The sequence below is a fragment of the Ochrovirga pacifica genome, from assembly GCF_000220525.1.
Taxonomy (GTDB): Bacteria; Bacteroidota; Bacteroidia; order Flavobacteriales; family Flavobacteriaceae; genus Ochrovirga; species Ochrovirga pacifica.
Map to the genome: position 1 here is coordinate 36,857 of NZ_AFPK01000068.1, position 18,366 is coordinate 55,222.

At 33.9% G+C, this 18,366-nt stretch carries 11 protein-coding genes and 6 tRNA genes; 5 read left to right on the forward strand and 12 right to left on the reverse strand.

The features are described from left to right. Nucleotides 1-35: 35 nt before the first annotated feature. The 9 genes from FS85_RS15735 to gcvT all read right to left on the reverse strand — a co-directional run bounded on the left by FS85_RS15735 (nt 36) and on the right by gcvT (nt 4,767). Entirely contained in the window at nt 36-1,286 is a 1,251-nt protein-coding gene (locus tag FS85_RS15735; RefSeq protein WP_010136768.1) for a site-specific integrase, read from the reverse strand. A gap of 231 nt (nt 1,287-1,517) precedes the next feature. Then, nucleotides 1,518-1,592: transfer RNA gene (locus FS85_RS0112905), tRNA-Pro, on the reverse strand. Nucleotides 1,593-1,642: 50 nt separating this feature from the next. Next, nucleotides 1,643-1,715, reverse strand: a tRNA-Gly gene (locus tag FS85_RS0112910). Between the two features lie 41 nt (nt 1,716-1,756). Further along, nucleotides 1,757-1,829 (reverse strand) — tRNA-Gly (locus FS85_RS0112915). Nucleotides 1,830-1,867: 38 nt separating this feature from the next. Further along, nucleotides 1,868-1,940, reverse strand: a tRNA-Gly gene (locus FS85_RS0112920). A gap of 27 nt (nt 1,941-1,967) precedes the next feature. Beyond that, nucleotides 1,968-2,040: transfer RNA gene (locus FS85_RS0112925), tRNA-Gly, on the reverse strand. A 21-nt stretch (nt 2,041-2,061) separates the two neighbouring features. Beyond that, nucleotides 2,062-2,135: transfer RNA gene (locus tag FS85_RS0112930), tRNA-Met, on the reverse strand. A gap of 116 nt (nt 2,136-2,251) precedes the next feature. Continuing rightward, a complete protein-coding gene (gene rmuC, locus FS85_RS0112935; protein WP_010136769.1) occupies nt 2,252-3,685 on the reverse strand; it encodes a DNA recombination protein RmuC in 1,434 nt (477 codons plus the stop codon). Beyond that, the gene (gcvT, locus tag FS85_RS0112940; RefSeq protein ID WP_010136770.1) at nt 3,685-4,767 is read right to left on the reverse strand and encodes a glycine cleavage system aminomethyltransferase GcvT; all 1,083 of its coding nucleotides are present in this window, start codon (nt 4,765-4,767) and stop codon (nt 3,685-3,687) included. The genes rmuC and gcvT overlap by 1 nt, the downstream gene beginning before the upstream one ends. A gap of 330 nt (nt 4,768-5,097) precedes the next feature. On the opposite strand from gcvT, the gene FS85_RS0112945 reads away from it, so the two are divergent. The 5 genes from FS85_RS0112945 to FS85_RS0112965 are packed head-to-tail and all read left to right on the forward strand — an operon-like array spanning nt 5,098 to nt 13,349. Then, entirely contained in the window at nt 5,098-6,333 is a 1,236-nt protein-coding gene (locus tag FS85_RS0112945; protein WP_010136771.1) for a HEAT repeat domain-containing protein, read from the forward strand. A 7-nt stretch (nt 6,334-6,340) separates the two neighbouring features. Then, nucleotides 6,341-7,753, forward strand: coding sequence for a glycosyltransferase family 2 protein (locus tag FS85_RS0112950; RefSeq protein WP_010136772.1), 1,413 nt, complete (start codon nt 6,341-6,343; stop codon nt 7,751-7,753). 13 nt (nt 7,754-7,766) lie between these two features. Beyond that, nucleotides 7,767-10,700 (forward strand): tetratricopeptide repeat protein, encoded by a 2,934-nt coding sequence (locus tag FS85_RS0112955; RefSeq protein ID WP_010136773.1) that lies wholly within the window; start codon nt 7,767-7,769, stop codon nt 10,698-10,700. A 10-nt stretch (nt 10,701-10,710) separates the two neighbouring features. After that, the gene (locus tag FS85_RS0112960; protein WP_010136774.1) at nt 10,711-12,807 is read left to right on the forward strand and encodes a DUF4838 domain-containing protein; all 2,097 of its coding nucleotides are present in this window, start codon (nt 10,711-10,713) and stop codon (nt 12,805-12,807) included. Next, nucleotides 12,804-13,349, forward strand: a complete 546-nt coding sequence (locus FS85_RS0112965) for a DUF1573 domain-containing protein (RefSeq protein ID WP_010136776.1) — start codon at nt 12,804-12,806, stop codon at nt 13,347-13,349. Before FS85_RS0112960 ends, FS85_RS0112965 begins: the two co-directional genes overlap by 4 nt. Before the next feature lie 76 nt (nt 13,350-13,425). On the opposite strand, the gene thrC is transcribed toward FS85_RS0112965, so the two are convergent. The 3 genes from thrC to thrA form a co-directional block, all read right to left on the reverse strand. Then, nucleotides 13,426-14,724 (reverse strand): threonine synthase, encoded by a 1,299-nt coding sequence (gene thrC / locus FS85_RS0112970; protein WP_010136777.1) that lies wholly within the window; start codon nt 14,722-14,724, stop codon nt 13,426-13,428. 88 nt (nt 14,725-14,812) lie between these two features. Continuing rightward, nucleotides 14,813-15,736, reverse strand: coding sequence for a homoserine kinase (locus tag FS85_RS0112975; protein ID WP_029489475.1), 924 nt, complete (start codon nt 15,734-15,736; stop codon nt 14,813-14,815). A gap of 88 nt (nt 15,737-15,824) precedes the next feature. Continuing rightward, nucleotides 15,825-18,272 (reverse strand): bifunctional aspartate kinase/homoserine dehydrogenase I, encoded by a 2,448-nt coding sequence (gene thrA / locus FS85_RS0112980; RefSeq protein ID WP_010136779.1) that lies wholly within the window; start codon nt 18,270-18,272, stop codon nt 15,825-15,827. Nucleotides 18,273-18,366: the final 94 nt, after the last annotated feature.

The following is an 18,366-nucleotide window of genomic DNA, read 5'->3' on the forward strand; positions in this document are numbered from 1 at the left end:
TTCTTACTAAAAAACAGGACTAACAAGATTGACCCTCAAGAAACTTCTTGGTTTCCATTATTTTTTGCTACATAAATTTTCTTTTTGAGCAATTGCATATCCTCACTCACTTTACGTTCAATTACCCTAGCATATATTTGGGTAGTTGCAATTTTTGAATGTCCAAGTAATTTTGACACTGTTTCTATTGGGACACCATTACTTAAAGTTATTGTAGTTGCGAAAGTGTGACGAGCTATGTGGAAAGTTAGATTCTTTTTGATTTTGCATAAATCCGCAATTTCTTTTAAATATGAGTTGAGCTTTTGATTTGAAATATTAGGGAATAAGGTTTTTGTTTTCTTGGTTTTAATATGCTCTTTGTATTTCTGAATTAATTCTTCAGCAATTGGAAGTAACGGAATTTTTACTTTGTTATGAGTTTTTTGTCTATTGGTGATTATCCATTTGCCACCATCAATACCAATCGTAATATTATCTTCGTTGAGGTTCATAACATCAATATACGATAAGCCTGTATAGCAACTAAAAACAAATAAATCTTTAACGAGCTCCAGTCTTTCAATTTCAAACTCTTTTTCAATAATGGTTTGCAGTTCATCTTCACTTAAAAACTCACGCTCATTCTTGATATACGAAGGCTTGAATTTTATAAAAGGATCTTTATCTATCCACTCCATTTTATAGGCTAATGTTACCATTTTACGAAGTCGTTGGATATGCTTCATAACTGTGTTGTTTTCCATTTGCTTTTGATGGTCCTCCGGAACATAGGAACGTAAGAACTTTTCAAAATCAACCAGAAAACGAAACGTCAATTGTGATAAATAGATGTCTTGTATTTTCTTTTTGGTTAGAAAAAGCTTGATGTACTTTTGGGTAGTGAAGTAGTTCTTTAAAGTACCATAACTCAAAGATTCGCTCATTTGGGTGTTGTGATAATCAACCAATGTTAACAAAGAATATTCTTCATTATCTTCTCCAAGAAAACGAGCTTTGATTGATTGAGCGCATACAAACGCTTTTTCTTTTACAAGTTCATCATGAGCCTCATAGATTCTATTTTTAACCTGGTCTAAATATCTGTTGAGTAATCGAGACTCTTGTTTGTTGCCTCTTGCTTTTCCTTTGTTTGATTCCCATTCAGATATAATTACTTTTCGTTGCAAACTGATATTTGCACGTTTACCGTTTACTGTTATTCGAGCAAAAACAGAAACTTCATTATTAATCTTACGTGAAGCACTTACCCAAAATGATAAGCTAAAGGTGGTTTGTGATTGCATAGTTGTCGTCTTTTTGTTAAACATTCATCGAGACGAAAGTCAAATCAACTATTTCAATTACAGTATTTTAAGTATCTATTCGGTTAACACTTTTTTACTTTGTTAACTGTTAACCGAATTGTTAACCGAATTAAACTATATTAATTCAATTCTTATGATAGTCTAAAAACCATAAAACCTTGTAAATCATACAATTTACAAGGTTTTAGTTTCTATTGGCATTAATTTTTGTCGGGGTGGCAGGATTCGAACCTGCGACCTCCGCGTCCCAAACGCGGCGCGATAACCGGGCTACGCTACACCCCGATAGATGGTTATCATTAAAAAAAGCTCCATAAAAAATAAGGAGCTCATAGAGCGGGAGACCGGGTTCGAACCGGCGACATTCAGCTTGGAAGGCTGACGCTCTACCAACTGAGCTACTCCCGCGGTAGAATTGTTTTGAAGTTGTAAAATCACATTAAAAATAGAGCGGGAGACCGGGTTCGAACCGGCGACATTCAGCTTGGAAGGCTGACGCTCTACCAACTGAGCTACTCCCGCGGTAGATTTTACAAAATCAAAATAGTTTAAAAATTTAGAGCGGGAGACCGGGTTCGAACCGGCGACATTCAGCTTGGAAGGCTGACGCTCTACCAACTGAGCTACTCCCGCGAAAATTTTTAATAATTCATCTTATAGAGCGAAAAACCGGGTTCGAACCGGCGACCTCGACCTTGGCAAGGTCGCGCTCTACCAGCTGAGCTATTTTCGCTTTTCTTTGAAAGAACTTTTGTAGCGAGAACGAGAGTTGAACTCGTGACCTCCGGGTTATGAATCCGACGCTCTAACCAACTGAGCTACCTCGCCATTGCGGATGCAAATATATGTCAAATCTGTTTTATGACAAAAGAAAAAAATAACTTTTTTTTATAACGTACAATGGCTCTTGTTAATCAGAAAGTTATATGCTATAAGGCTTGTGTTTAACTATCCTCTTGGGCTCTTTCTAATAGTTTTTGATTGAATTCTTTACTGTTGGTTTTTATTCCTAATTCTTTTAACTTTTCAACTTTTACAATTAGATTGCCTCTTCCTGTTAATTTTTTCATAGTAGTATCATAGGTACCTTGTACGGTGTTCAGTTGTTTTCCTAGTTTTATTAATTCTTCGGTTAGGGCTACAAACTGTTCGTATAAACGAGTGGCATGAGTTGCGATATCTAGTGCATTTTTTTGTTGTTTCTCATTCTTCCACATGCTTTCGATGGTTCTAAGTGTAGCTAACAATGTACTTGGAGTAACGATGACAATATTTTTAGAAAAGGCTTTGTTATACAGTTCTCCATCTTGTTCTAAGGCCAAAGCAAAAGCAGGTTCTATTGGGATAAACAAAAGCACAAAGTCAGGAGATTCTATTTGGTACAATTCAGAATATTTTTTACTGCTTAGTTGATCGATATGCCTGTACAAAGAAAGTAAGTGTTCTTTAGTAGCCTGAATTTTGTCGTTTTCTTGAGTTGCAGCTACAATTTTTTCGTAAGCAGTTAAACTTACTTTAGAATCTACAATCATCTTGCGATTGTCGGGTAGATTGATAATTACATCGGGACGTAATCGTGTTTTGTTTTCTAGGTCTGTATCAAAACTTTTTTCCAGCTCATATTCTCTTCCTTTTTCTAAACCTGATTTCTCTAGAACTCTTTCAAGAATCATTTCCCCCCAATTACCTTGAGTTTTACTATCGCCTTTAAGAGCTTTGGTTAAATTTTCAGCATCTTTACTCATTTGCTGATTCAGCTCTTTTAACCCAGATATTTGTTGACGCAAAGCAGCATTTCTATCAATATTTTCTTTATTGGTATCTTCTACTTTTTTTTCGAAAGATTGAATTTTTTCTTGCAGTGGCTGTAATATTTGACTGATGTTTTTCTGATTTTGATCAGAAAATGTTTTGGACTTTTCTTCAAGAATTTTATTAGCAAGATTTTCAAACTCTTTGGTAAATTTTTCTTGAAGTTTTTCTATTTCATTTTTGTTTTCACTTAAGTCTACAGTAAGTTCTTCTATTTTTGCATTGGCTCTTTCTAAAAGGATTACAGCGTTTTCCTTATCATTATGTAAAAGTTTAAGATCGTGATCTTTTTGTTTGCGAAGTTGCTCTAGCTCTTGTTTGGCTTTTTCGGAAGTTGCCCATAGCAAGTCTTTGCTTTCTTTTAATGCCAACTCCATTTTACGCAGTACTTCATCAGCATTTGCTTTTTGTAGTTCTAATTCTTTTTCTTTTAGTTTGATGCTTTCTTGTAAAGAAGCTTCTTGTTGAGAGGCTTGTAAAAGGGCAATTTTTTTCCCTATTAAAAATCCAACTAAGATTCCAATAAGTAAACTCATCAATACATAAATCATTTCCATACTGTGCATTATTTTTTATAAAAAGGAAGTTTTACAACTTTTGCTTTAAGATTTTTATTTCTTACCTGAATAAAAATTTCAGATCCTAAACTACTATATTCTGTAGCAACATATCCCAAGCCAATAGCTTTGTTTAAGGTTGGAGACATGGTGCCAGAAGTAACCATTCCTATAGGGTTAGATGCATTGTTTACAATTAAATAATCTTTTCTGGGAACTCCTTTATCAACCAATTCGAAACCAATTAATTTTTTTGAAACTCCATTTTGTTTTTGATATTCAAGCTCTTTTTTGTGAATAAAGTCTTTGTTAAATTTCGTTACCCAACCCAAACCAGCTTCAATAGGCGAGGTAGTGTCATCAATATCATTTCCGTACAAACAATATCCCATTTCTAACCTTAAGGTATCTCTAGCAGCAAGTCCAATAGGTTGAATACCGTAGTCTTTACCTGCTTCTAAAACACGATTCCAAATTTGTTCAGCTTCCGAGTTTTTACAATAAATTTCAAAACCACCTGCTCCAGTGTATCCTGTTGCAGAAATAATTACGTTGTCTATACCTGCAAAATCTCCTATTTTAAATTTATAAAATGGAATCGCAGCCAAATTTACAGATGTAAGTTCTTGCAAGGCTTCTGTAGTTTTAGGACCTTGAATGGCTAATAGCGAATAGTTGTCGGATACATTTCTTAGCAATGCATTTGTGTCGTTTTGTTGATTGATCCAATCCCAGTCTTTTTGAATATTAGCTGCGTTTACTACCAGTAAAAAGGTGTTTTCTTTAATTCTGTAAATCAATAAATCATCAACAATTCCTCCTTTGTTGTTTGGAAGGTAAGAATATTGAGCATCTCCTATGTTCAGTTTATTAGCATCATTGGCACTAACTTTTTGTATTAACGCTAGTGCATCGGAACCTTCAATTAAGAACTCTCCCATGTGCGAAACATCAAAAATTCCTAAAGCTTCTCTTACTGTTTTGTGTTCTATTTTAACTCCTTGGTATTGTACAGGCATTTGGTAACCAGCAAAGGGTACTAGTTTGGCATGTAAACTTTTATGAATAGAGTGTAGGCTTGTTTTTTTCATGTTTCTAAATTGTAAAAAAGCAAAATTAAGGTTTTATGTAAAAAAGTTATGTATTCGTGTTATATTTTATATCTTGTATAGAGCGGATTTATGCTGATTATCATACTAGTTTTGTGGGGCATAGCTGAAGCAGGTTAACAAAGGTTTATAGATGCTTGTTATTATCCTGTATTACGTATTTTATACGTATTTATTAAGGCATGTTGGCTGTAATTCTTCTGAATGCGTTATATTTGTCTTTCGATGTGTTTGCAATGAAAAATGAAAATTAAATAGAAAGCTGCCCCTACTAAAACTAAAACTAAAAACTATTAACGTTTAAGCTAAACTATGGAATTTATCAATTGGTTGTACTCATTACAATTCAAAATGAAAGCATATCCCTTAGTTATTCAGATTTCTATTGCTTTTATTTTTATGAGTCTCTTTATGTCACTGTTCTTTTTGGTGTATTTAACACTATTAAGAAGGGTATATGCTATTAGAGAACGACTAGAGGACAAGGTAGCACCTAAAATTCATGAACTTTTCGAGAAAATTTTGTTTGAAGATTATTTAGATACCGAAGACGAAGTTAGAAAAGAATTTGAAAAAACGGTGAACAAAGGGAAAAGAAAAAAGAAAGTAGTAGGGAAGAAAAAACAAGTAAGTAACTCTTATGAGATGGACTTGGCAATTGATACGCTGATCCGAATCAAATCCAATTCTTTTGAAGAATCTAAAAGGTATCCATTAATATTTAACGCTTTACAATTAGAAAAGTACTTGAATTCTAAATTCAACTTTACCTCTTCAGGAACCAAAAAGAAAGCAATTGAATACTTTTCAGATTTGGGGATGTCTAACTCAGATGCTACCATTCTAACGTACACTTATAGTAGTAACGAAGAGGTACAAACCGAAGCTAGACTATCTTACTTGAACTTAAGTAAGAACGACCCGTATCGATTTTTTGACGAATTAAAAGGAGATATGACCAAATGGAGTCAGGTAAAATTGATGAACCTTTTAATTGAACAATCTAATACAGTTGGTTTGCCCAACTTTGGTAAGTGGATTGGATATTCTAACAATGACTCTTTGGTAATTTTCTTGTTAAAAGCAGCAGCCTACTTTAACCAAAGAAAAGCTATAGAAGTAATTAGAACCAAAATTAAAGACGAAAATCACGAATTAAGAGCCGAAGCAATTTTAGCTTTAGGAAAATTAGGAGATTTAGAGTTCGAAGACGAATTAAAGAGGATATACTTTAACGAACCAGATATTTGTCAGGAAGCAATTATCAAAGCAATTGGTTTCCTAGCTTCAGGAAAATCAGTAACGTTTTTAAAATCTTGTTTTGATGAAAATAAAGACCTAGATGCTCAGAAAAATATTGCATTGGTAATTTATGACTATGGAGAAGAAGGTAAAAAAATCTTTATGGAGATGAAACGTGAAATGCAAGAAGAATACGAAAAAGAGAAAAAAGAAAGTAAAGAAAATAATGAGTTTATGGATGTTGGAATAATCTACAAAGATTTGTTGTTTAAACATGCCGAAAATGATTTAATCTTATACAAATAAAAAGCATATGTTAGAAAGTATCACAGAATTTTATGAGACGTTTGTGTTTTATTACGCTTCCTCTATGATATTCAGTTATTTGGTGCTGGCTACTTTTTCATCCATCAACTTGATGAGATATAAAAGTTACAACTCAGACAAAGACGATGAGGTGTTGATGAAATCTCCACTTACGCCAGGAGTTTCCATTGTTGCACCTGCATATAACGAAGAAAAAACAATTATTGTAAACGTAAATTCCCTACTAACTTTAGAATATCCTCTTTTTGAGGTGGTAATTGTAAACGATGGTAGTAAAGACAAAACTTTAGAAAAACTAATATCTGAGTTTGATTTGGTAGAGGTAGATTTCTTGTACATCGAAAAAATTAAGACCAAACCTTTTAAAAGGGTATTCAAATCTACCAATCCAAAATACTCCATCTTAACCGTTGTAGATAAAGAGAATGGTGGAACCAAAGCCGATGCCTCCAATGCAGGAATCAATGCCTCTGTATTTCCCTATTATTTAAGTACCGATGTAGATTGTGTATTGAATAGAAAGACTTTGTTGAAAATGATTAAACCATTCTTGAACTCTAAAAAAAGGGTGGTAGGAGTAGGTTCTACTTTACGAATGTTAAATGGTTGCGAAGTAAAAGATGGGGTGGTAACAAGAGTAAGTCCACCAAAAAGATTGATTCCCTGTTTTCAAGAGCTAGAATATATCCGAGCTTATTTATTGGGGAAAATGGGATGGTCTTTTATCAACTCAGTACCCAACATTTCTGGAGGTTTAGGACTTTTTGATAAAGAAATTGCTATTAAGGCAGGAGGATATTCGGGAGATTCACATGCCGAAGATATGGACATGGCAACCAAGCTAGCAAGATATATGATGAACAACAACATGAAATATAGATTGGTATACATTCCTATTTCTTGTTGTTGGACAGAAGGACCTGATAACGTTCAGGTATTAAACAGACAAAGAACTCGATGGAGTTCTGGATTGGCACAGATTTTTAGAGTGTATAGAGAAGTGCTGTTTAATAGAAAATACAAACGTTTAGGACTTGTGGCTTTTCCATATACATTTATATATGAGTTCTTGGCTCCTATTATTGAAGGTGTTGGAATTTTGTTCTTTATTTATCTAATCCTAGTAAATAAAGTAAACTGGGACATGTTCTTTATCATTTTCCTATATTCCTATACGTTTGCTATATTTATAACAACATTGGTAGTTATTCAGGATCATATTGTGTTTAAGCATTACAAAAAGATTACCGAAGTACTCCGATTGATTTTAATGGGATTTTTAGAACCTATTTTATACCATCCTCTAATTGTATTTTTTGCCTTAAAAGGGTATTTTAACTTTTATGTAGGAAAGGAATTAAAATGGGGAACGATGACAAGAAAAGGTGTCAATACTTAAATTGCTCTTAACAATGAAAATCAATATAAAAAACAATATATTACTGGTATTCTTACTTACAATTTCTTCTGTTTTTGCACAAGAAATAGAAGTGCAAAATGAGTATTTGGATGCAGGAATGGAAGCAGATAAAAATGGAGAATACAGAAAAGCTGCCGATATCTGTTTAGAAGGACTTAGAAAAACGCCCTATGATATTGACTTAAAACAATTGTTAGGGAAGAGTTACATGAATATGAAAATGATGGATAGTGCTCGTTATTTTCTTCAAAAAGTAATTTTACAAGACGACAACAATGTAACTTCTAGACATTATTTGGTCAATATAGAGTATCAAACTAAAAGATATTCAAGTGCAATTTGTTATGTAAACGAATTGTTAGAAAAAACACCGTATTGGAAAGGGTTGTGGTTAAAGAAAATTGCTATTTACAACGACCTAGAAAACTACGGAGAAGTAAAAAGAGCCGTAACTAGATTACGTCAAATATTTCCAAATGACTCTGTTGTAGAAGCCAACTATAGTTATATCATGACTCAAGAAGGACTTAGAAATGCCAAGTCAGGAAATTTAGCACAAGCCAAACAAACCTATTTGGATGTACTGAAAGAAAAGCCAGATGACAAAGTAGCTTTCTTAAGATTGATTAACATAGAAAATTCTGCAGGTAGAACAGCAAGTGCATTAGAGTATGCCGAAAGAGGGCTGGCTTATTATCCTAATGATTTAGAGTTGATTCAGAAAAAAATAGGATGTTTAGAATTGTTAGAACGATATGATGCAGCAATCAGTTATTTAAAAGCCAAAAGAACAGAAGTTCCTGCACAGTTTTTTAACCAAACACATAGGTATTTAGTACATCAAGCAGCTATCTTCTTCGAAAATACAGATCCTTATGTATTGCATTTAAAATCCTATGATTTGGATGGAAATAGAGATTCTTATAATTATTTGCTGGGAAATTCAATCGATAAAGGGCATTATACAGAATCTTTGCGATTAATTTCTGAAGGTTTGTTAAGAAATCCATCCGATAAAAAATTGTTGATTCAACAAATGTTGGTATATAAAAAACTGAACGATACTCCTAGGTATAGAAAAGCTGTTTTTGCTTTGCATGAAAAGTTTCCAGGAGATTACGACATCAACCAAGAATATGCAATGGTTTTGCTAGAAGAAGCCAAAGAATATACCTTGCAAAAACAATATCAAGCTGCTTTAGATAACTATTTTATCTTAAAAAAGTTTCCAGATTACAACGCGATTGCAGATAGTAACATATTTGCACTGTACGCATTACAGAACAATACTTCTGATGCTTTAAGCCAAATTGATGCTATGGTAGAAGCTTCTCCAAACGAAAAAATCAACTTGGTAAAAAAAGCACAATTGTTGGCTGATATCAAAAATTTTGAAGCTTCTTTAGAAATTATAGAAGCGTTAATGAATGAGTTTCCAGAAGAAGAACAGTACAAAAAGCAATACGTTTATTATTCAGAATTGTATTTAAAAGAACTGTTGTTAGATATGCAATACAAAAAGGCGTTCCCTGTTGCTGATAAAAGTTTAGAAGTAAACAGAAAAACAAAACTTTCGTACACTTATGCAATCAACGCAGCAGCTGCACTTAAAGATTATCAAAAAATGTTAATTTATGCAGATAGTGCGGTTTACAACCATCCTGATGAAGTAGATTTTAAAATCAAAAAAATAGCCGCTTTGTCAGGTATGAAAGAACATGATAAAGCAACAGCTTTGTTAGAAGAGTTGAATGATGCAGATCCCAAAGATGTAGTAGTTGCAGGAATTTTGTCAGAAGAACGTTTTAAATTAGCAACCATTGCCGAAGAAGAAGGAGATACACTAAAGGCCAATTTATTGTACAACTCCGTATTGGTTTTAGATTCTTTAAACATTCCTACATACCAAAGATTGGTGAACTTATCTATCAATCAAAAAGATACGACCAATGCTATGATATACGTAAATCGTGCCTTAGAAATAGAACCCAATCCCGAAAGTCGTTTTTTTATGTATAAAAAAGGAGTGATTTTTGAAATGATGGACGAGTTTGAGTATGCTTACTACTATCAAAAAATGAGTCAAGCTCCCAAAGAGGTAGATCTAACCGATCATTTAGATTATTTAACGTACGATCCTTTAATAAATCATATTGGAGTTAGTTATTTAAGAGTGTATTCCGGACAAGAAAGTTTTACTTCTGCGGTTGCAAGTATTTATTATCTTAGAAAATTGGAGAAAAATGAGTACGGGCTTGCAATGCATTATGCCACCAAACCCACTGGGGTAGGTTTACAGTTACAAGGAACCTGGGTACATAAATTCAACAAAAAACTGTATGCTCAAGCTGATGCTTACTACGGTTCTATGTTTTTTCCTAGGATAAAATTATCGGTTGCTGCCTACAAAGCTCTTAATGAAGGATGGTCGGTAAATGCTGGCTTAGGATTTACACGTTTACAGAACAGAAGAAACTTTTTTAACGTACAAGGAGGGGTTACCAAAGAATTAGGTGATTTTATTGTAACCGCTAGGTTGAATATTTTGTACGGAGATGAATTTGAATACGATGTAAACGGAGCTATTACGGAAGAAAACAAAAGGCTATACAACAATATTTTTGCACAAGGAACGTATAATATAAACGATAATGGAGATACATTTATGGCCATGGCATCTGCGGGGAATGCACCTCAGGATGACTTTTCTACCAATTTCCAAATTAATACGTTTACAACCTATACCAATTCTATGGTAGGTGCAGGTTACAGGTGGCATAGAAAACACAAGTATACCTATGGAATACAAGGAAATTGGTACAGTTTTCAAGTTATTCAGGATGTAATACAAGACAATCAGTTGTTAAATACAATAAGTAGGGTAGATCAGTATCATGTGTTTTTTGTAATTCAAACCAAATTCTAATTTTGGCCGTATGAGAAAAATAGGAGTTGCTTTTTTTATGTTGCTAACAATCTTAGTCCGAGGACAAGGAAAGGATTTGTATGTTTATCAAAAAGGAGTACATACGCCAATAATATATATGCCTAAGTTTAGCAGTATGCTAACCAATCCAATCAGTCATTTTCAAAAAGAGATCAAGGAAAAAACGGGCTTACTTATTTCTTTCTCCCCATCAAAAAGAAAAAATGATATCAACTTTCACTTTAAAATCGTTAAAGTATTAAGCAGCTATAATGTAGTGTTGGATGGAAGTGATTTGGTAATTAGCGCATCGGATGAAAGCGGTTTTATAGAGGCAGTAGATTATTTGGTAAACGATTACTTGGTGTTTACCAAAGATCAAGAAATTAAAATACCCACCAAAATACAACCCAAACCAACCCATAATTCGAGGTTAAAATATAGAGAAGTGTATTTTTCTCAAAATTTTCAGCCACAGACAAGGTCTTTTTATAAGAATCAATACTTAGAAACAGAATGGGGCTTGTGGGGACACAATATTCGTAAATGGGTAAAAAAAGAACAACCATCGGAGTTGATTTATGCATTGCATAACGGAGAAAGAAATTCAGATCAACTGTGTTTTTCTAGTGTTGAACTAGAGCAAATTATTGAAAAAAATATAGCATACTTTAAGGAAAATGAGCCGTCGTTAAAAAGATTTATGATTGCACCAGACGACAATTCCATTGTTTGCCAATGCAATTTGTGCAAGGCTAAAGGAAATACCAAAAAAAATGCAAGTCCTGCGGTCTACAGCTTACTGGCTCAATTAGCAAAAAGGCATACAGACCTAAGTTTTTGGTCTTTGGGTTATGTAACAACCAAAACACCACCAACATTTCAATTACCTAAAAATGTAGGGGTGTTGTTAAGTACCATTGATTGTCAAGAGGCCTTGCCCTTAAAGGAAACCCCTAAAGGGAAAACATTTCTTAACCATATAGCAACTTGGAATTCGAAAATTCAGAATATTTTTATATGGGATTATGTTGTTAATTTTGATAATTACATGGATTTTTATCCCATTTACAAATCCACACAAAAAAACTTAAAATCGTACATAGAACATGGAGTTACTGGTGTTTTTTTGCATGGTAGTGGTTACGAATATTCAGTAGCCGAAGAAGTAAAATACCATGTGCTTTCTCGTTTAATGCTAGATCCTAATGCAGACGTAAATCAACTAATAAAAGAGGGGGTTGTTAAGTATTATCCAGAACTTTCGGCTATCTTAACCCCTTACCTTATCAACATAGAAAACAAAGCGGTTAATTCTCAAAAAAAACAACACATTTATAGCGGAATTAAATTAGCTAATAAACGTTATTTGGCATTGGAGGAATTGGAAAGTTTGTTAAAGGAATTAAAGTCTTTTAATTCAGAAAAAACAAGTAAATTAAAATTAGCTTTGTTGTATTTGCAGTTAGAACTGATGCATGTAAACGGACTTAAGAATGAAGGAATGGGAACGCTGAATGATAATAATATTCAGCTAACAAGAGATGTATCTGGAAAACTGTCTGAGTTAGAGAGATTGATGCAAAGTACTGGGTTGAATCAAATTAACGAAAAAAAAGATACCTTTTCTAATTATGTTCATCAGTGGAAAGAATTTTTAAAACGAATTAAAAACAATCCTTCCTTTTTCAACACAAGCATTAGAACTTTTTCTACTTTAGATGAAGATTACAATCAGATAAAAGTGTTGAATGACGGAGCTTTTGGATTTAATAATTATAATGACAACTGGTTGATTTTTAGCGGAAAGGAATTGTTAATTAACGTTAACAATGCTAAGTTTGTAGATAAAAAAGTAACCAAACTAGAAATAGGTTTTCTGTCAGATGTAAAACACAAAATATATTTGCCAAGTTTGATACAGGTTTATGATAAATCGAATAATCTAGTGAAAGAAATTCCTATGTTTACAAAAAAAATAAATGGTTCTCATGTAGAAATTCTAGAGATTTTGTTACCTTATACAGAAGGAAATTTTTCTTACAACTTGCGATTTGTTAATGATCACAAATCTATAGCAATTGATGAAATAAGATTTTTAAGATGATAAAAAATATACTCATTACGTTACTAAGCTTTTTGGCTCTTTCTTGTGGACAATACGCAAGAGAGCAAGCCTTAAACTCCCTTGAAAAAACGTCGATGGTTGTAGAAGATACCTTAAGACATTACTACCCTATAGTAAGGGGGAGCGTACTAAATACTTCATTTAAATTTACTAATACAGGAGAAAAGCCTTTGGTGATTAAAGATGTTATTCCTTCTTGTGGATGCATTGTTGTAGATTATCCAGAATCTGTTATACTTCCTGATGGTATAGGTTTTATCAATGTAGCATATAACAGTAGAAAAAACATTGGTTTTGTAGAAGCTTATATTGATATATATGCCAATCTAGATTCTGTAATGAAACAAACGGTGGTTTTTGATGTAAATGTTGTTACCCACGCAGACTATACTAGGGATTATGAGGAAATGTACAACAAGTACTTAGAAGAAGAAAAATCCAATGCTTTAGAAAAAGGAGTAGAGGGAGACCCTACTCAACAAGGATATTTTGTAGAGCTTGGAGGGGAAATGAAATTCTAAAATTACCTTTTTTAATAAACATAAAAAAAGCTTCTGTATAATTGTACTGAAGCTTTTTTTCTAAGAAAAGTTTTATCTAAGACTTTAAGAAATCTGTTAGCCCTTTGTAATCAGAAATTTTAATAGCTGTTTTAGGTTGATCTATAACTGCTTTTATTTGTTTTGGTAATTCAATTGTTTCTGCTACACCAGGATACAATACATCTAAAAACTTTACAGGATGTGCTGTTTCTAAGAAGATACCTTGCGTGTTTTCTGCTGTTTTTAAGTAATTTTTTAAGGCCAAATAGCCAATAGCTCCATGAGGTTCAGCTACATACTGGTGTTTTTTATGCAAATGTCCCATAGCTGCGGTAGCTTCTTCATCAGTATAAGAAAATCCTTTTAGGTTGCTACGTAACTTTTCGATATCAAAGTCGTGTAATTTCTCTATTCTAATAAAGTTGCTCGGAGCTCCAACGTCCATAGCGTTAGAAATAGTAGCTATGGTCGGCTTAGGTTCGTATATTCCAGATTCTAAGTAAGCAGGAACCACTCTATTTACATTGGTACCTGTAACAAACTCTTTGATGGGTAAGCCTAATTTTTGTGCAATCATTCCTGCACAAATATTACCAAAATTACCACTAGGTACAGAAAAAACGAGCTCTTTAGAGGTGTCTTTTAGTTGTTTATAAGCAAAGAAAAAGTAAAATGCCTGTGGTAACCAACGAGCTATATTGATAGAGTTGGCAGATGTTAAGGTTCTGTATTCTTTTAGAGATGGGTCTAAGAAAGCTGTTTTTACCATGTCTTGACAATCGTCAAAAGCACCGTCAACCTCCAAAGCCGTTATGTTTTGTCCTAAGGTGGTCAGTTGCTTTTCTTGTACTTCAGACACCTTTCCACTAGGATATAAAATTACTACATTTACCCCGTCAACTCCTAAAAAACCACTGGCTACTGCACCTCCAGTATCTCCAGATGTTGCAACCAATACGGTAACGTCTTTGTCGTTTTTTTCTTGTTGGTTAAAATATCCCAAACAACGAGCCATAAAACGGGCTCCTACATCTTTAAAAGCCATTGTAGGACCATGAAACAATTCCAAAGAACCAATGTTTTCTTCAATAGGCACGACAGGGAAATCAAAACACAATACGTCTTTTACAATGGTTCTAAGTTCTTGTTCAGGAATTTCATCACCTACGAATTGTTGTATAATTTCGTAAGCAATTTCATCATTGCTGTATTTGTCTAAGTTGTTGATGAAATCTTGAGATAAAGGAGTAATGCTTTCTGGAAAATACAAGCCTCTATCGGGTGCAATTCCGTTGACTACTGCATCTCTAAAAGATACATCAGGAGCTTTTTCGTTTAAACTAAAATATTTCATTGTTCGTAGCTTTAAGCTGTTTTTTTGTGTTTATATGTGGGATTGATGCTATGCTTTTGTTTAGCAAATTACTTAAATGAATGGTGTGCTATAGAATCTTAATCCCTTGATCGTTTACTTTAGAAATGTGAATATCGTATTGTACCCCTACTTTATTGTATACAGCTTTCATGGCTTCTGCAACTTTTTGGGCTGTTTGTTCGCCTTTACTTAAAGCAAAAATAGAAGGTCCAGATCCTGAAATTCCAGAACCCAAAGCTCCTGCTTCTTTACAAGCTTCTTTTACAAGGTCAAAAGCGGGAATTAAAATAGAACGGATAGGTTCTACAATCTCATCATGTAGTGAACGAGAAAGCAAATCGTAATCTTCCGTGTACAAAGCACTCACCAAAGCTCCAATATTTCCCCATTGGGTAATGGCTGTTTTTAAACGTAGTTTGCTTTTTAGAATTTCTCTTGCATCGGCAGTTTTTACCTCTATTTGTGGGTGTATTACTGTAGCGTACAGTTCCGAAGGTGTGTGTAGTTTAATAACATCCAAAGGTTGGGTAGCTCTTACCAAGGTAAAACCCCCTAGCAAGGCCGGAGCAACATTGTCTGCATGTGGAACTCCGCTAGCTAGTTCCTCACCTTTCATAGCAAAAGCAATAAGCTCGTGCTGACTAAAAGGTTGTCCAAGTAATTGATTTACTCCGTAGACAGCCCCTGTGCTACTAGCAGCAGAACTACCAATTCCACTACCAGGTTTTATGTTTTTATAGATTTCTATTTCAAAACCATCTGTGGTATTGTTCAATTTCTTTAGCATGGCCAATACAGCAACTCCTGCTACATTTTTTTCAGCTTCTAAAGGCAGATCCTGACCTATTATTTTAGTGATTTTAACACCTGGTTCTTCGACTTTACGAATCACCATTTGATCACCTGTGGTATCTAAACAAAGTCCTAATACATCAAAACCACAGGAAACGTTGGCGATAGTAGCTGGACAAAATATTTTTATTTCTTTCATTTTTTTCTTTTTAGTATTAAGTAATAAGTACAAAGCAATAAGTTTTTTACAATACTTTTTTTTGCTTTGTACCATATACTAATTACTACTAACCACGTCCTATTCTAATAATATCAGCAAAAATTCCTGAAGCTGTAACATCAGCACCAGCACCAGCACCTTTTACTATTAAAGGGAACTCTGGGTATCTTTCGGTAAAAAACAGGACAATATTATCACTTCCTTGTAGGTTGTAAAATGGATGTTGTGCATCTACCTCTTGCAAAGATACATTAGCTTTTCCTTCTTTGTATTCTGCTACGTATTTTAACTGCGTGTTGTTGGCAGCAGCTGTATCTTTTATTTTATTAAAATGAGCTTCCTCTGCAATTAATGTCTTTTTAAAGTCTTCTACACTAGCAGCTTCTAAACTAGATGTTGGCAAAAAAGAAATATTCTCAATATCTTCTAAATTCATTTTTGCACCGCTTTCACGTGCTAGAATTAATATTTTTCTGGCAACATCAACACCGCTTAAATCAATTCTAGGATCTGGTTCTGTGTATCCTAATGCTCCTGCTTGATCCACGATTTCAGCAAAATTAGCATCTCCTACAAAAGAGTTAAAAATAAAGTTTAGAGAACCAGATGCTACTGCTTGAATTTTTTTGATTCGGTCTCCTGATTGCACCAAATTATTTAAAGTGTTGATAATTGGAAGTCCCGCACCCACGTTGGTTTCAAACAAGTAGGGAGCATTGTATTCTTGAGATATTTTTTTTAACCTTGCATAAATACTGTATTCCGAAGATGCTGCAATTTTGTTACACGTAACTACAGCAATACTTTCTTTTAAATAATCAGCATACAAACCAGCAATAGTAGCATTGGCAGTATTGTCTACAAATACGCTGTTGATGAGGTTCATTTCTTTTACATGCTCCAAGAACAAATCAAGGTTTAGCTCTTCTCCACAATCGATTAGATGTTGTTTCCAGTCAGAAGTTAAATCCAAACCTTCGGCATCAAAAATCATTTTTTTAGAGTTGGCCATACCAACTACCTGTATGTTTAGCTGTAGCGTGTCTAGTAAATAATCTTTTTGTTGTTCTATTTGCTCAATCAATTTACCTCCTACATTTCCTACACCTACTATAAATAGATTTAGTTTGGTAATGTGTTCTTCAAAAAACTCTTCATGTAGGCTATTTAATGCTTTGGTTACGTTTTTACTATCAATAACTGTAGAAATGTTTCTTTCTGAAGCTCCCTGTGCAATTGCGTGTATGTTTACGTTGTCTTTTCCTAAGGCACTAAACATTTTACCACTAATCCCTTGATGACTTTTCATTTCTTCACCTACAATAGCTACAATGGCCATTTTGGTTTCTATGTGCAAAGGATCAATTTTTCCTAGACTTAATTCGTATGCAAACTCATCCTGAATAGCCAATTCTGCTTTTTCAACATCGTCCATATCAATTGCAATACAAATAGAATGTTCAGATGAAGCTTGGGTAATTAAAATAACATTGACTTCTTTTTCAGACAAGGCACTAAACAATCGTTTAGAAACTCCAGGGATTCCAATCAAACCATTTCCTTCGACAGTAGCAAGAGCAATGTTGTCTATATGGCTAATTCCTTTTACAAGAGCATCACCTTGTGTATTTTGATCATTTATAAAAGACCCCGGATCTTCTGGAGAAAAGGTGTTTTTTATATACAATGGTATGTTTTTGTGCATTACAGGTTGTACCGTTGGAGGATACAATACTGAAGCTCCAAAGTGAGATAGTTCCATCGCTTCGCTGTACGATAATTTTTCTATCGGTTTTGCCTGTTTTACCAATTTGGGATTTGCAGTATACATACCGCTAACATCGGTCCATATTTCTAATTGCTCTACTTCTAAAGCGGCAGCAATAATTGCAGCAGTATAGTCAGAACCACCACGTCCTAGTGTAGTTTTTTCACCCGCAGGGTTGCAAGCAATAAATCCTGGCAATACAGTAATGTTATGCGAGTTGTTTGAAAAGTATTCTTTAATATTATTTTCAGTAAGATCCTGAATCACACTAGCGTTTCCAAAATTACTGTTCGATATAATCAATTCGCCAGAATTTTTGTAAATAGCATCCAACTCTCTACATTGTAGTGCTTTGGTAATGATAAATGTAGATAAAAACTCTCCGTAACTAACAATGGTATCTTTTGTTTTGGCAGAAAGTTCTTGAAGCAAAGAAACCCCTTCTAAAATGTTCTCTAGTTCGTTGATTCGTTTTTTAACACCGCTTAAAACACTTCCTTGACTGTTTACTGGAATTAATTCTCGTACAATATCAAAATGATTTTGTTCTAGCATAGCCAAATCTTGGGTATACGTATCGTCTTGTTGTTGTGCTTTATTTGCCATTGCAATCAGTGCGTCTGTAGTTTTGTTGATGGCAGAAAACACTACAGCAATTTGCTGAGAATTGTTTTTAAGGATATCAATTACGCGTTCAATATTCTGAGCTGAGGCAATAGAAGTACCTCCAAATTTTAATATTTTCATAGATGTAGAAAAAGGATTGAGAAAAAAAATAGTACTTGATTTTTAATGGATAACATGTCAATTAAATTTCAAGATTTTGCGGTTTATACATATA

Coding starts and splice junctions, on each gene's coding strand:
- FS85_RS15735 (WP_010136768.1), bottom strand. CDS start 1,286: ATGCAATCACAAACCACCTTTAGCTTATCATTTTGGGTAAGTGCTTCA.
- FS85_RS0112965 (WP_010136776.1), top strand. CDS start 12,804: ATGATAAAAAATATACTCATTACGTTACTAAGCTTTTTGGCTCTTTCT.
- FS85_RS0112975 (WP_029489475.1), bottom strand. CDS start 15,736: ATGAAAGAAATAAAAATATTTTGTCCAGCTACTATCGCCAACGTTTCC.
- FS85_RS0112960 (WP_010136774.1), top strand. CDS start 10,711: ATGAGAAAAATAGGAGTTGCTTTTTTTATGTTGCTAACAATCTTAGTC.
- FS85_RS0112955 (WP_010136773.1), top strand. CDS start 7,767: ATGAAAATCAATATAAAAAACAATATATTACTGGTATTCTTACTTACA.
- FS85_RS0112945 (WP_010136771.1), top strand. CDS start 5,098: ATGGAATTTATCAATTGGTTGTACTCATTACAATTCAAAATGAAAGCA.
- thrC (WP_010136777.1), bottom strand. CDS start 14,724: ATGAAATATTTTAGTTTAAACGAAAAAGCTCCTGATGTATCTTTTAGA.
- rmuC (WP_010136769.1), bottom strand. CDS start 3,685: ATGCACAGTATGGAAATGATTTATGTATTGATGAGTTTACTTATTGGA.
- gcvT (WP_010136770.1), bottom strand. CDS start 4,767: ATGAAAAAAACAAGCCTACACTCTATTCATAAAAGTTTACATGCCAAA.
- FS85_RS0112950 (WP_010136772.1), top strand. CDS start 6,341: ATGTTAGAAAGTATCACAGAATTTTATGAGACGTTTGTGTTTTATTAC.
- thrA (WP_010136779.1), bottom strand. CDS start 18,272: ATGAAAATATTAAAATTTGGAGGTACTTCTATTGCCTCAGCTCAGAAT.